Annotated in this window: 14 protein-coding genes and 1 pseudogene; 3 read left to right on the top strand and 12 right to left on the bottom strand. The window is 57.4% G+C overall.

The window, feature by feature from the left end; translation table 11 throughout:
* The first annotated feature begins 122 nt into the window (after window positions 1-122).
* Window positions 123-815, top strand: a complete 693-nt coding sequence (locus ABLN87_RS00635; RefSeq protein ID WP_353006394.1) for an SDR family NAD(P)-dependent oxidoreductase — start codon at window positions 123-125, stop codon at window positions 813-815.
* Here ABLN87_RS00635 and ABLN87_RS00630 read toward each other — a convergent pair.
* The 10 genes from ABLN87_RS00630 to yajC form a co-directional block, all read right to left on the bottom strand.
* Window positions 810-1,352 carry a DsbE family thiol:disulfide interchange protein gene (locus ABLN87_RS00630; protein ID WP_353006392.1) on the bottom strand — a complete coding sequence of 181 codons (543 nt, stop codon included), beginning with the start codon at window positions 1,350-1,352 and terminating at the stop codon, window positions 810-812. The genes ABLN87_RS00635 and ABLN87_RS00630 overlap by 6 nt on opposite strands.
* Complete coding sequence (ccmD, locus tag ABLN87_RS00625) at window positions 1,345-1,503, bottom strand: heme exporter protein CcmD (RefSeq protein WP_353006390.1); 159 nt, start codon at window positions 1,501-1,503, stop codon at window positions 1,345-1,347. Before ccmD ends, ABLN87_RS00630 begins: the two co-directional genes overlap by 8 nt.
* On the bottom strand, window positions 1,500-2,273 hold the full coding sequence (locus ABLN87_RS00620; RefSeq protein ID WP_353006388.1) for a heme ABC transporter permease: 774 nt from the start codon (window positions 2,271-2,273) through the stop codon (window positions 1,500-1,502). Before ABLN87_RS00620 ends, ccmD begins: the two co-directional genes overlap by 4 nt.
* Window positions 2,274-2,334: 61 nt before the next feature.
* Window positions 2,335-2,991, bottom strand: a complete 657-nt coding sequence (gene ccmB / locus ABLN87_RS00615) for a heme exporter protein CcmB (protein WP_353006386.1) — start codon at window positions 2,989-2,991, stop codon at window positions 2,335-2,337.
* On the bottom strand, window positions 2,988-3,602 hold the full coding sequence (gene ccmA / locus ABLN87_RS00610) for a heme ABC exporter ATP-binding protein CcmA (RefSeq protein WP_353006383.1): 615 nt from the start codon (window positions 3,600-3,602) through the stop codon (window positions 2,988-2,990). The genes ccmB and ccmA overlap by 4 nt, the downstream gene beginning before the upstream one ends.
* Before the next feature lie 146 nt (window positions 3,603-3,748).
* Window positions 3,749-4,102: an Mth938-like domain-containing protein gene (locus ABLN87_RS00605; protein WP_353006380.1), complete on the bottom strand. Its 354-nt coding sequence runs from the start codon at window positions 4,100-4,102 to the stop codon at window positions 3,749-3,751.
* Between the two features lie 9 nt (window positions 4,103-4,111).
* Window positions 4,112-4,858 (bottom strand): sulfite exporter TauE/SafE family protein, encoded by a 747-nt coding sequence (locus ABLN87_RS00600; protein ID WP_353006377.1) that lies wholly within the window; start codon window positions 4,856-4,858, stop codon window positions 4,112-4,114.
* Entirely contained in the window at window positions 4,851-5,819 is a 969-nt protein-coding gene (secF, locus tag ABLN87_RS00595) for a protein translocase subunit SecF (protein WP_353006374.1), read from the bottom strand. The genes ABLN87_RS00600 and secF overlap by 8 nt, the downstream gene beginning before the upstream one ends.
* A gap of 1 nt (window position 5,820) precedes the next feature.
* Window positions 5,821-7,482 carry a protein translocase subunit SecD gene (secD, locus tag ABLN87_RS00590; RefSeq protein WP_353006371.1) on the bottom strand — a complete coding sequence of 554 codons (1,662 nt, stop codon included), beginning with the start codon at window positions 7,480-7,482 and terminating at the stop codon, window positions 5,821-5,823.
* Window positions 7,483-7,515: 33 nt separating this feature from the next.
* Window positions 7,516-7,803 (bottom strand): preprotein translocase subunit YajC, encoded by a 288-nt coding sequence (gene yajC, locus ABLN87_RS00585; RefSeq protein ID WP_170686211.1) that lies wholly within the window; start codon window positions 7,801-7,803, stop codon window positions 7,516-7,518.
* A 199-nt stretch (window positions 7,804-8,002) separates the two neighbouring features.
* On the opposite strand from yajC, the gene ABLN87_RS00580 reads away from it, so the two are divergent.
* Both ABLN87_RS00580 and serS read left to right on the top strand, forming a co-directional pair.
* The gene (locus ABLN87_RS00580; RefSeq protein ID WP_353006368.1) at window positions 8,003-9,664 is read left to right on the top strand and encodes a mechanosensitive ion channel family protein; all 1,662 of its coding nucleotides are present in this window, start codon (window positions 8,003-8,005) and stop codon (window positions 9,662-9,664) included.
* An 86-nt stretch (window positions 9,665-9,750) separates the two neighbouring features.
* Window positions 9,751-11,043 (top strand): serine--tRNA ligase, encoded by a 1,293-nt coding sequence (gene serS, locus ABLN87_RS00575; protein WP_353006365.1) that lies wholly within the window; start codon window positions 9,751-9,753, stop codon window positions 11,041-11,043.
* A 54-nt stretch (window positions 11,044-11,097) separates the two neighbouring features.
* On the opposite strand, the gene ABLN87_RS00570 is transcribed toward serS, so the two are convergent.
* Window positions 11,098-11,685, bottom strand: coding sequence for a helix-hairpin-helix domain-containing protein (locus ABLN87_RS00570; protein ID WP_353006362.1), 588 nt, complete (start codon window positions 11,683-11,685; stop codon window positions 11,098-11,100).
* 86 nt (window positions 11,686-11,771) lie between these two features.
* Window positions 11,772-12,758 (bottom strand): annotated as a pseudogene (locus ABLN87_RS00565) (fatty acid desaturase).
* Between the last annotated feature and the right edge of the window lie 50 nt (window positions 12,759-12,808).

Genomic DNA, 12,808 nt, shown 5'->3' with positions numbered 1-12,808 from the left:
GACGCCTGAGGGCGTCCTTTTTCATTTTCAGCGAGGCTCTGCCTCGCGCTCCGAGGTATTTGTGAACAGAAGAAGTTGAATATCGCCCATAATCCGGGTCTGGTCAGCGCAAGGAGGCTGGTATGGATAAAGTGGCATTGATAACAGGCGGCGCGCGCGGAATTGGGCGCGCAATTGTCGACGAATTGCACGGCGACCACCATGTGGCGTTCACCTGGTTGACGAGCGAACCGGAGGAGAAAAGCGAGTGTCTGGCCTTGCGATCTGACCTGACAGCAGAGGGGCAGCCCGAGGCGGTTATTCAGCAGGTCATAGAAAAGTTTGGACGTCTCGATCTGATCGTGAACAATGCCGGGGCGGTTACGATGACCCCGAAAGACGTGTTCGATAAGGATGATCACCTCTCCATATTGGACCTGAACCTGCTGGTGCCCGCCGCATTGCTGACCGCAGCTTTGCTGCATCTGAAACCGGGCGCCGCGATTGTCAGCATCTCTTCGATGAATGCCGTTCTGCCGCCCAAGGATGCGGTGACCTATGGGGCCAGCAAAGCCGCGCTGAACTTGTGGACGCGTGGTATGGCCAAAGAGTTGGGCCCGAAGGGTATTCGCGTGAATGCCGTGGCCCCTGGCGCGATCAACATCCCCGAAGCTCCGCGCCCGGACGACCTGACCGCCCTATTCGTCAAGGATACCGCTGTTGGACGCGTAGGGCGGCCAGAAGATATTGCAAAGGCCGTTCGGTTTTTGGCCTCGGATGACGCCAGTTTCATTACGGGCGAAGTTCTGGGCGTTACCGGCGGGTATCGGTTATGAGCCGCCTGCCGCCTGTTCCAGAGCAGGCCGGATCGTGCTTTCGATGACACGCCGCGTAATCGGCCCGGCGAAGCGTAGGATCACGGTGCCGTCGCCATCGATCACATAGGTCTCGGGCACGCCGTAGAGGCCCCAGTCCAGCGCCATGCGGCCTTGTTCGTCTCGGCCTATGCCTGAATAGGGATCGCCCAGTTCTTGAAGAAAGCTTTCGGCATTATCCAACTGATCTTTGTAGTTGATGCCGTAGACGGGGATGCCTTCGGCAGACAGCGCTTCGAGGTTGGGATGCTCGGCCCGGCAGGGGGCGCACCAGCTTGCCCAGTAGTTGACCAGCTTGACCTCACCATCCCGCAGCGTTTCATCGTCGAACAAGGTTTTTCCGGGAAACTCGGTCAGGACGACAGGTGGTGCAGGCTGTCCTTGCCGCGCAGAGGGCAGCGCGTCAGGATCCTCACGGAACATACCAATTCCGGCAAGAACCGCAAAAGCACCGAAGATTAGTGGCGGCGCGATCATAAGGGGCGAAATCTTAGCCATTGCGCGCCACTCTTTGTTCAACCTTTTCCATCTCGCTCCGTACTTTGCGGCCGCGCATCACGCTGATCGCGACAAGCGCCAGCATCAAGCCGATTGAAACGGCATAAGACCACAGAACAGCATCTGCATATTTTCCAAGATCGGGGATCATCCGCCCACCCTTTCGCGTGCCAGCAGGGCCTTGACGCGCCGCGCGCGGATTTCGGTGCCCGTGCGGTACAGAATCAGCGCGATGAACAGCAAGACGAAACCGATGATGCAGATCAGAAGCGGGTAAAAGAAGATGTTACTCACCTTCTCCTCGGTATCTGTGCCTGTGATGGCTCCGGCCCGCATAACGGATGCGCCCTGATGCAGGCCTTGGTTCCAGAAATTCACTGCATAGCGGCTGAGGATGGCGAAGACCGAGCCCACCAGACACAGGACCGATGTCAGGTCGGCCGCCGTATCAGGGTCTTCTATGGCTTCCCAAAGCGCCACATAGCCAAGGTAGAACAGAAACAGGATCAGGAATGAGGTCAAGCGCGGGTCCCACGCCCACCAGGTGCCCCACATGGGCTGGCCCCAGATGGCTCCGGTTGCCAGCGCAATCAGAGTCATGACAATGCCCACCGGGGCTGCGGCCCGGGCGGCCAAAGCGCTGACATGATGGCGGCGCACCAGCCAGATCAACGAGGTCACCAGCATCATCAGCCAGCAGTTGATGGCCATCAATGCCGCAGGAACATGCAGATAGATGATCTTGACGGTCGATCCTTGTTTGTAGTCGTCCGGCGTGAAGAAAAAGCCCCAGACAAGCCCGACCATCAGACACAATGCTGAGGTGATCCAGAAAAACGGCAAAATGCGTTCGCTGGTGGCAAGAAATTTGCGCGGATTGGCATATTCCCAAAGGGTGTTGGCTCTGGCTGCGATTGTCATGGCTGATATCTAGTCTGAAACCGGCAGTTTCTCAATTGACCTCCGTCAAGAATGTGGCGCTTCACCGCAGATTGATCCGTAGCACAGCCGCGCTGGCAAATGGCAGCAAGGCAATCGTGGCGGCGGTAATCCCGGCCAGCATCAGCAGCGGGGTCTGTGTGTCCATTCCGGTCGCACCGCGACGGGCGACCTCGGCCCCGAAGATCAGAGTCGGAACGTAGAGCGGCAGAACCAAGAGCGAAAGCAGTAACCCCCCGCGTTTGAGCCCAACGGTCAAGGCTGCGCCAAAGATGCCGATCACGCTCATGGCAGGGGTGCCCAGCAGCAGCGAGATCACCAGCCAGAAAAAACCCGATGGTGGCAGATTCAATAAGATGCCCAGAAAGGGGGCCGCCAAGACCAGCGGCAGCCCCGTGGTGATCCAATGCGCAAGCGCCTTGATGGAGACAATCGCCTCAAGCGGCAGCGGGGCCGTGGCGAGAAGATCCAGTGATCCATCTTCCCAATCCAGCGCCAAGAGGCGGTCGAGCGAAAGCAGACAGGCCAAGAGCGCACCGAGCCATAGAATGCCGGGTGCGATGGTGGACAGCAGCGCCGACTGCGGTCCAACTGCAAAGGGCACCAGAACCGTCACGATCAGGAAAAAGGCCAGCCCCAGACCAAAGCCGCCCCCGGCCCGAAAGGCCAGTTTCAGGTCGCGCAGCAGCAGGGCGATCATAGGAACCCTCCGTCCAGGTCATCGGTCAGGTCAAGACGGGCTTTGAAGGGGCCGACATCCAGTATTTCAGCTTCAAGACCCAGATCGATATGGGTGGCGATTAGGGCGGAACCGCCCTGCCCCAGATGCCTTTGCACGGTTGACGCGAACATCTGCACCGCGCTTTGGTCCAGGGAAACGGTCGGCTCATCCAAGGCCCAGATGGGTCGGCCCGTCACCAACATGCGCGCCAAGCCCAGCCGCCGTTTTTGGCCTGCCGACAGATTGCCCGCGTGGCGATCTGCAAGCGCGTTCAGCTGAAAGGCATCCAATGCAGGCTGGATGTCATGCGTTCCGAAGACCGCAGCCCAGAAGGTGAGATTCTCTGTCACAGTTAGAGTGGGTTTCAACCCGTCTGAATGTGAAGCATATGCCATCCGATCCTCGGCCCCGTCGATACGCCCGGACAGCGGTGGTTGCAGACTTGCCAAAGTGCGCAGCAGCGTTGTCTTGCCGATGCCGTTCGGTCCGCGAAGGATCAGTGCCTGACCGGGGGCAAGCGAAAAGCTCAACCCTTCGAGCACGGGAATGCCGCCACGCGCAATCGCCAAATCTGTCACCGTGAGTGTCATATCCATCGCTTATCTGATTGGCGAGGCGGGCAAAAGGATGGATTTGCCGCAGGGTTCGCGGGCTGGTTCTGGTGACGAGGACCGGAGCGAGAGGCCAGCCTCTCGCGCTCTCCGGGATATTTTTGGCCAGATGAAGAGGGATCCGCTTACACGGGGATCAGGGCGAGCGCGATGCGGCGACCCTCGGAGAGCAGCACGTTATAGGTCCGGCAGGCAGCGGGGGAGTTCATGATCTCGACACCCAGGCCCGCCTCTTCCAGAGCATTGCGCAGGTCTGCCGGGATATGAGTTAGCTCAGCGCCTGTACCGATGAACAAGACATCGACCACATCTGCAAGTGCCAGCAGGTCGTCTACCTGTGCATAGCCGTCCCAACGTATTGTTCCTATTGGACCGGTCAGGACACCGCTGTGATGCACCTGTCCACCAATGCGAAAAAAACCAGGGCCATAGCCATCGACAGGTTGGGCATTTGTATAGGTGATCTCATTCAATCGCATGAGTGCCTTTTAGCCCCAAAGCGGCAGACCGGACAAGGCGGCAAAGGCAATCGCCACGTAGGCCGCGTTGCGGTACAGGCGCTCTCGCTCGGGTCGGAACAGCCAGCCGCCCAGCCAATTGCCCAGCAGGTTTGGTATAGCCAGCGCAAGCCCCAGACCTGCAGTTGCATAGGTGACTTGCCCCATTGCCGTCAAAAACCCCAGCAGCAGGAAGTCGAACGCCAGAAGGAACAACAAGATGGTTGCCCGGATCACCTCGACCGGTAGCGGTCGTGACATATAAAACAGAATGACAGCTGGCCCCGGAAGGCCCGCAACACCCCCCAGGAAACCGGCTGCGGCACCGATCGCGCTGACCATCATGCGGCCGACGTGACCGTGATAGCGCAGGCCCAGGATCAAGATGGCCAGCATGGCCAGCGCAAGGCCACTGACCGCGTAGCGGAACACATCCGGGTTGACTTGGGTGAGAACCCAGAGGCCAACAGGCAAGAGCGCGGCGCAGCTTACTACCAAGCGCCACAGGTCGGCCTGATTCACAGACGCCCAAGCCCGTCGCAGATTGGGCAACGGGCCGAAGACATCCATGATGGTTAAACCGATCAGGGCACCAAACGGACCCAAATGCGGCGTTGCAAGGGGAAGGAAGATCAGCGCAGTTCCAAAACCTGAAAACCCGCGTACAACACCGCTGAGACCTGCGGCAAAGACAATGATGGCCAGCCCCTGAGAGGACTGGCCGAAAAGCTCAGGCATCCACGTTGGCAAACTGGTTGCCCGCGTTGTTTGATGGCTTGGACCAGTCGCGCTTAACACCCAACCACAAAAGGATGGTCGAGGCCACGAAGACCGACGAATAGGTCCCCACGATCACGCCCCAGATCATAGCGAACACAAAGCCGCGGATCACATCGCCGCCCAGCACATAGAGCGAGATCAGCGCCAGCAGGGTCGTGACCGAGGTCATGACCGTCCGGCTGAGCGTTTCGTTGATCGAGATGTTGAGCACCTCTTTGAGGTCTTTCTTTTTGTATTTCCGCAGGTTCTCGCGCACCCGGTCGAAGACAACCACTGTGTCGTTCAATGAGTAACCGACGATGGTCAGCAGTGCTGCGATGATAGCCAGATCAAAGCGGATTTGCAGCTCTGAAAAGATGCCGATAGTCAGGATCACATCGTGCACAAGGGCCGCGACCGCACCTAGTGCGAACTGCCATTCAAAGCGTAGCCAGATGTAGACAAGCACCGCGCCAATGGCCAATGCCACGGCGATGATCGCCGTTTGAATCAATTCGCCAGATACTTTCGGGCCGACCGATTCGACCGAGACAAACTGAATATCCGGGATCACGGTTTTCAGCGCCTCTTCGACGGCGGTTATCGTCGCAGCCTCGACCGCTTCGGCATCGGCCTGCGCCTGAATGCGGATCATTGCGACGTTTTCATCCGGGCCAAAGGTCGGATCAAAAATCTCGGTTATCGTCACATCGCCAAGCCCCAAAGGCGCGATGGCGTCACGATAGGCACCCACGTCAATTTCAACCGCACTTTGGGTCCGAATGGTCGTCCCACCACGGAAGTCGATACCAAAGTTCAGCCCCTGCAGCAGGAAAGAGGTAAAGGCAATGACCATCATCAGGCCCGAGATACCCAGCCAGAGCTTCCAGCGGCTGAAGAAATCGAACGAGGTGTTTTGGGGTACGAGTTTCAGTCTCATGTCAAACCTCGATCGTTTTCGGGCGGCGGCGTTCGAACCAGATGACAACCAACAGTCGCGTGACGAAGATCGCCGTAAAGACCGAGGTCAGAATGCCCAACCCCAGTGTGATCGCAAATCCGCGTACCGGCCCGCTGCCCATGGCAAACAGGATCACGGCGGTGATGAAGGTGGTGACATTGGCGTCCACAATGGCCGACAGCGCCTTTTCATAGCCCAGCTCAATAGCGCGTGCCGGGCCTTTGGCGGATTTCAGTTCTTCCCGGATTCGTTCAAAGATCAGCACATTGGCGTCAACCGCCATACCAACTGTTAGAACAATGCCCGCGATGCCTGGTAGAGTTAATGTAGCTCCGATGAGGGATAGAAGGCCGAACAGCAGACCCACGTTGATGATGAGCGCGACATTGGCGAAGAGACCAAACAATCCGTAGCTGAGCGCCATGAAGGCCAGCACAGCCACAAAGGCCACGATGGTTGCGACCTTGCCCGCATCGATACTGTCTTGGCCCAACTCGGGACCGATCGTGCGTTCTTCCAGAAAGACCAATTCGGCTGGCAAGGCACCCGCGCGCAGCAAGATAGCAAGGTTGGTGCTTTCCTCAACGGTGAAATTTCCGGTGATGATCCCGGACCCACCCGGGATATGGCTTTGGATGACAGGGGCCGAGATGACCTCATCATCCAGAACAATCGCAAAAGGCGCGCCGATATTGTCGCGAGTGTAGTCACCAAACTTACGCGCGCCCGAGGTGTTAAAGCGGAAGCTGACAGCCGGGCGGCCATTTTGGTCAAAGGAGGGCTGCGCATCCACCAGTTCCTCACCGGTTACCACCGGTGCGGATTCGATGATGTAGAAGACACCGTTTTCATCAATCGACGGCACCACCTCTTGACCGATGCCAGCGACGGCATCTGGATCGGTGCCACGGTTGATTACCGGGTTAAAGGTCAGCTGCGCCGTGGTTCCGATGATATCCTTCAACTCTCCGGCGCTGCCGATCCCCGGCACCTGGATTAGGATACGATCCGAACCCTGACGTTGGATGGTTGGTTCACGCGTGCCGACCTCATCAATCCGGCGGCGCACGATTTCCAGCGCCTGACGTACCGTTCGGTCGTCCGAGGCCAGTTTTTCGGCCTCGGAGAGTTGCACGATAATCGTGTCCCCGTCGGCACGGGCCTCGATATCCGTGGCGCCTACTCCGGTCAGGGTCTGCACCTGGCGGGCCAATCCCCTGACAACCTCTAGCGCGCGGGGCATGCCTTCGGGCTGGCTGATGCGCACACGAATCTCACCGGGTGCTGCGTCCTGCCTGCGGATCGTACCGACAGTGGACCGTTCATCCCGCAGCGCATCGCGGATTTCCGGCCACATCGCTTCCATCCGCGCCTCGTAGACGTCTTCGACCTTCACTTCGGCCAGCAGATGCGCGCCGCCCCGAAGATCAAGGCCTAGATTGACCAGCGACGATGGCAGCCAGTTTGGCCATAGCGCGGCGTCGGCCTGATTTTCCGGCGTATCCGCGCCCAGTTCGATTGCGGCTTTGGCGTCGTTCGAAAGCTCGACCCGCGTGTAGAACGCATTCGGCAGGGCCAAGAGCAGGCCGGTCACGCAGACCAGCCAGATCAGAACCCGCTTCCAGGTGTCAATTTGCAGCATTACCCTGCCTTTTCAAGGAATTGTCAGGCGAAGTTACTTCGCAGGTTCGGTCTTGTTCAGAACTTGAGCAACGGTTGACTTGACCACGCGAACCTTGACGCCCTCAGCGATCTCGACCTCGATCTCGTTCTCGCCTTCCTTGACCTTCGACACTTTGCCGATCAGACCGCCTTGGGTGACAACTTGATCACCACGGCGCACCGCTTCGACCATGGCCTGATGCTCTTTCATCTTCTTTTGCTGCGGACGGATCAGCAGAAAATACATGATCGCGAAGATCAGGATCAGCGGGAGAAACTGGGCGATTGCGCCACCTTCCATGGGATATTCCTTTGCTTTGAGCTGCGGTACCGTTCCGCAAATTTGGCGGGAACCTATGCGCTGATATGCCTGTTTGCAAGCAAAGGCGGCGGTGTGACCTACCTGTACGGCCCTTGCCCCCCAAAGACGGCGCAGAGCGTTGCAGATATGCCCTAGGAACATGAGGCATCTTGGGTATAGTCGGCCCTAGGGGGGCGTGATGAGATTTCTCTACAAATACTTGCAGCGACTGAAGCTTTTGCTGTCCGCGCTGCTGCTGATCACCATTCTATCCACCGCAGGACAGGCGCAGGATACACCCGCCGAGCCATCCGACGCTGACGCGGCTGGCTCTGAAGTGTTCAAAGCGCCTGTCATCATCGACGGCGATCCGCTTTTCTTCCTGCGTGGTTCTTCTGCTCTGCCCGCCAATGAACGGGCTGAGCGGGTCCAGAACAGGATCATTGAAATCGCTGAATCATCAGAAAGCCTGAACGTCGAGATCACCTATCGGGACAGCGAGCTCGGAACAGAGATTCTTGCAGATGGTGTTGTTGTGTCCGTGGCAACCGAGGCGGATGCCGAACTGGACCAGATGGAGATCGATATTATCAGCGTGTTGCAGGGAGATGCGATCCGCGAAGCAATCGTCACCTACCGTGCCAACCGAAGCGACGAGGCCCGCGTCTCCGGAGCGATAGAGGCTGCAGGCTGGACCTTTGGGTTTGCCGTCTTCATTGTGTTGATCCTGTGGCTTCACCGCCGGATCAGACGGCGCACGCTGGAAATCGTTCAAAGCTATCTGAAAGACGTCGAAACCGTGACGGCCAAAAGTGTCCAGGCCGAAGCGATTGCCGCTCTGATCCGCTATGGGCTGAACTTTATCCTGCTGATCCTCTTCTTTCTGGGTTTCTACTATTACCTATCCTTCGTGCTGCTGTCGTTTGCCGAGACACGGTATTTTGCGCAGTTGCTGCTAACCTATCTGACAGATCCGGTCCTGCTGATTTTCCGAGGGATCATCAGCTACATCCCCAACTTGATCATGCTGGCGCTGATCACATGGATCACGCTCTATATCATTCGGGGAATGCGCGTGTTTTTTGATGCGGTCGAGGCCGGGTCCTTTGAGATGCGGGATTTCGAAAGGCACTGGATCAATCCAACCTTCAACATCGCCCGCGTTGTCGTCGTTCTAATCGCCCTTGTCTTTGCGGTGCCTTACATTCCGGGCTCGGACTCGGCAGCCTTTCAGGGGCTGACCATCCTTGTGGGGGCTATGCTGTCGTTAGGCGCGAACTCGGTCGTGTCAAACATGCTGGCTGGGCTGTTTGTGATCTATCGCCGCTCCACCTCGATCGGGGACCGCATTCAAATCGGCGATCACATCGGCGACGTGGTCCAGATCAAGCTGATGGAAACGCATCTGAAATCCATCAAGAACGAGTTGATCTCGATCCCAAATTCCCAGTTGATGAATTCGGACGTTGTGAATTTCTCGAAGAAAACCGATGGCAGCGGCTTGTTGCTGCACACAACGGTTGGCATTGGTTACGAAGAGCCACCTGAAAAGATCGAGGCGATGCTGATCGAAGCCGCGCATCGCACCAAGAGCATCAAGACCAAACCAGAACCCTTCGTTTTGTGGACTGCGTTGGCTGACTACGCGATCAACTATCAGATCAACGGATACACGACGCGCGGCAGCATCATTCCCAAGATCAAATCTGATCTGCACCGTAACATCGTGGCCGTTTTCAACGAGAACAACGTCCAGATCATGACGCCGTCTTATATCGCCGATCCGCCAGAGCCCAAAATTCCTACTGAAGGTTGGGACGGCCATCTGGCGCATGAAGATGATGGGGATGAAAAGGCCTAGGCGGAAATCGCTTAACCGGTGCTACACCCTTGCTGCCATATGGTGCATAAGCGGCTTTAGTGATTCACGCATTAAGGATCTGAACCATGCACGACATCCGCGCCATACGCGAAAACCCCGCCGCCTTTGACGCCGCCCTTGCGCGCCGTGGGGACGCGCCGGTGTCGTCAGATTTGTTGCGGCTGGATGAAAGCCGCCGGGCCAAGATTCTGGCCGCTGAGACGGCGCAGGCCGAACAGAACAAGGCCAGCAAAGAGGTCGGCGCCGCCAAGGGCCGCGGGGATGAAGCCGAGTTCGAACGCCTACGCGCGCTTGTGGCGCAGAAAAAGGCCGAAATCGCCCAGATGCAAAACGAGGCCAAGGACCTTGATGCGCTGCTGACCGACCAACTAGCCCGCATTGCAAACCTGCCCGCTGACGACGTACCACAGGGTGCGGATGAGGATGACAATGTCGAGGTGACCCGTTGGGGAAACCCGCGCAACTTTGAGTTTGACCCGAAGGAGCACTACGACATCCCCGCCGTTGCCGCAGCGATGGATTTTGAAACCGCCGCCAAGACCAGCGGTAGCCGCTTTGTAAACCTGTCAAAAGGCGTTGCGCGCATTCACCGGGCGCTGGCCCAGTTCATGCTGGACACCCATATCGACAAGAATGGTCTGACCGAAATGCAAACGCCCGTTCTGGTCCGGGATGAGGCGATGTACGGCACCGACAAGCTGCCGAAGTTCGGCGATGACAGCTATCAAACCACCAATGGCTGGTGGCTGATCCCCACCTCTGAGGTAACGCTGACCTATTCGGTGGCCGGTGACATCCTGGACGAATCCGCCCTGCCCATCCGCATGACGGCCCACACCGCCTGCTTCCGGTCCGAGGCTGGCAGCGCTGGTAAGGACACCGCCGGAATGCTGCGACAGCACCAGTTCGAAAAGGTCGAAATGGTCTCGATCACTCATCCCGACAAATCGGATGAGGAACAAAAGCGCATGCTGCGCTGTGCCGAGGACTTGCTGGAGCAGTTGGGCATCCCCTACCGCACCGTTGTCCTGTGCACCGGCGACATGGGCTTTGGCGCGCGCCGCACTTTTGATATCGAAGCGTGGTTGCCAGGTCAGAACACCTATCGCGAAATCAGCTCGGTCTCGACCACCGGTGATTTTCAGGCCCGCCGCATGAACGCGCGATTCCGTCCCGAAGGCGGCGGCAAACCGGAATATGTGCACAGCTTGAACGGCTCGGGGCTGGCCGTAGGCCGTTGCCTGATCGCAGTGCTGGAAAACGGCCAGAACGAAGATGGTACTGTGACCCTGCCCGAGGTGCTGAGCCCTTATCTGGGCGGTAAGCTGACGCTTCAAACCGACGGGACACTGGCATAAGAAAACCGGCGCTTCGATCAGCGCCGGCTTTTCATACTATGGGGCGAAGATAGGTTACTTCTTCGCCTTTTTCTTATCCTTTTTCTTGTCTTTCTTCTTGCTGTCTTTCTTGCCAGCATCTTTTTTCTTGTCGTTCTTCTTGGACTTCTTGTCCTTTTTAGACTTGGCCTTCACCTTGTCCTTGGCTTTCGAAAACGCGGCCTCCATCTCGGCGCGTTTCTTGGCAGCCTTCTCAGCCTTTGCTTTGGCTTTGGCCTTTTTCTTAGCCTTCGCCTCGGCGGCTTCGGCAGCGGCTTTCTCTGCAGCTGCTTTCTTAGCAGCTTCTTCCGCACGTTTTTCGGCCGCAGCGGCTGCGACTGTTTTGCGCGCAGTGGTCGTTCGGGTCGCGGGTTTGCGGGCTGCCGGTTTGCGTGTCGTGGCACGCCGCGTTGCCGGAGTGCGTTTCGCAGTGGCGGGTTTCGCGGCGATTGCTTCTTTGGCGGCAGCGATCAGGACAGCCGCGCGCGCCAGACCAATTCTGGGAACCTTGACCAAATCTTCGGGCTTGGCCTTTGCCATGGCTTCTGCTGTCTTAAAGCCATTGGCGGCCAAAGCTGTGGCGAGCACGTCTCCAACACCTTTTACGTTGGTCACTGCGGTCATTATTGGTCCTTTCTATCATTCCCTGCTTTTGCGTATATACACTAGATATACAGATCTTCAAGTCACGAGGGCCACTTGCTGCGATCTTAACCGCTATGGGCCAAATTGGCCGTGCGCCCCTTTTTCGGAAAAGGCACCAGACGCTTTGCATCTTCGTCCCAAAGCTTGAGGTTCAGCGCTGCCACAGCCTCGGGAAACTTGATCCGGCGCGGGGTGTATTCGGGCGGCAGATTATAGTGACAGGCGCGCAGCCTGTAAGACGGGATGCGGGCATTGAAATGGTGGATATCGTGCAGGGTGATTCAGGCCACCGCATTATCGAACCACCATCCAAAGTCCAAAGCCGAAGATCCCTGTAGCGCTGCGATTTTAGGATCGAGATCAGGCCGCCTGTCCCAATAGGTGTCTTCGAAGTTGTGCTGAAGATAGACAAGGAACACACCCAGCATTCCTCCGATAAACGAAAACACAAGCCAGACCAGAATGCCCGTTGTCCCCGCGATCAGCCAGAGCAACCCCAGAAACACGATGATCGACAGGTTGTGCAAAAGAACACCAGCAACGCCGAACCGGACCGTGTTCTTTGGCCAGCGATAGCGGATGAAATAGGTGAACAACGCCCCGACCGGCACAAGAATGAACGGGTTGCGATACAGACGGTAGAACAGGCGTTTCTTCCAGTCTGCTTCAGACCACTCCCGCAGGGTCATGGTGTGGATTTCACCGGTTTCGCGGTGTTCCAGATTGCCGATTCCCGAATGATGCAGATTGTGGTTCTGCTTCATCACCTCGAACGGCGCGAATGTAAACGGAGACAACCCATGCCCCGCCCATTCATTCTGTTGCCGTGTTTCAAACAGCGAATGGTGCCCGCAGTCGTGTTGCAACACATAAAGACGTACGGCTGAGAAAGCAAAAACGATGCCAGCCGGAACCATGATATACCAGCGATCCACAAACGCGATCGCGAGAGCCAGCGATGCAAAATACACAGCAAAGGTTCCAAAATAGCTCAGCGCTGCCAGCCTGTTATCCTGAACTGCGTATTGCCTTGTATATTCCCTAAGATCCATCCAATGCGCTCCCCACGAGGCTTGGTTAAATTTGAACCAAAAATAAGCGC

This window comes from Ruegeria sp. SCP10, assembly GCF_040329495.1.
In the GTDB taxonomy this organism is placed as follows: domain Bacteria; phylum Pseudomonadota; class Alphaproteobacteria; order Rhodobacterales; family Rhodobacteraceae; genus Ruegeria.
Note: the sequence above shows the minus strand (reverse complement) of the source record. Positions and strands in the feature narration are given on the sequence as shown.

What these genes read in the sequence shown, in the direction of transcription:
- ABLN87_RS00570 (WP_353006362.1), bottom strand. Translation starts at nt 11,685, where the DNA reads ATGACCGCAGTGACCAACGTAAAAGGTGTTGGAGACGTGCTCGCCACA.
- secF (WP_353006374.1), bottom strand. Translation starts at nt 5,819, where the DNA reads ATGAGACTGAAACTCGTACCCCAAAACACCTCGTTCGATTTCTTCAGC.
- ccmA (WP_353006383.1), bottom strand. Translation starts at nt 3,602, where the DNA reads ATGACACTCACGGTGACAGATTTGGCGATTGCGCGTGGCGGCATTCCC.
- ABLN87_RS00580 (WP_353006368.1), top strand. Translation starts at nt 8,003, where the DNA reads ATGAGATTTCTCTACAAATACTTGCAGCGACTGAAGCTTTTGCTGTCC.
- ccmD (WP_353006390.1), bottom strand. Translation starts at nt 1,503, where the DNA reads ATGATCCCCGATCTTGGAAAATATGCAGATGCTGTTCTGTGGTCTTAT.
- ABLN87_RS00605 (WP_353006380.1), bottom strand. Translation starts at nt 4,102, where the DNA reads ATGCGATTGAATGAGATCACCTATACAAATGCCCAACCTGTCGATGGC.
- serS (WP_353006365.1), top strand. Translation starts at nt 9,751, where the DNA reads ATGCACGACATCCGCGCCATACGCGAAAACCCCGCCGCCTTTGACGCC.
- secD (WP_353006371.1), bottom strand. Translation starts at nt 7,482, where the DNA reads ATGCTGCAAATTGACACCTGGAAGCGGGTTCTGATCTGGCTGGTCTGC.
- ABLN87_RS00635 (WP_353006394.1), top strand. Translation starts at nt 123, where the DNA reads ATGGATAAAGTGGCATTGATAACAGGCGGCGCGCGCGGAATTGGGCGC.
- ccmB (WP_353006386.1), bottom strand. Translation starts at nt 2,991, where the DNA reads ATGATCGCCCTGCTGCTGCGCGACCTGAAACTGGCCTTTCGGGCCGGG.
- ABLN87_RS00630 (WP_353006392.1), bottom strand. Translation starts at nt 1,352, where the DNA reads ATGGCTAAGATTTCGCCCCTTATGATCGCGCCGCCACTAATCTTCGGT.
- ABLN87_RS00620 (WP_353006388.1), bottom strand. Translation starts at nt 2,273, where the DNA reads ATGACAATCGCAGCCAGAGCCAACACCCTTTGGGAATATGCCAATCCG.
- yajC (WP_170686211.1), bottom strand. Translation starts at nt 7,803, where the DNA reads ATGGAAGGTGGCGCAATCGCCCAGTTTCTCCCGCTGATCCTGATCTTC.
- ABLN87_RS00600 (WP_353006377.1), bottom strand. Translation starts at nt 4,858, where the DNA reads ATGCCTGAGCTTTTCGGCCAGTCCTCTCAGGGGCTGGCCATCATTGTC.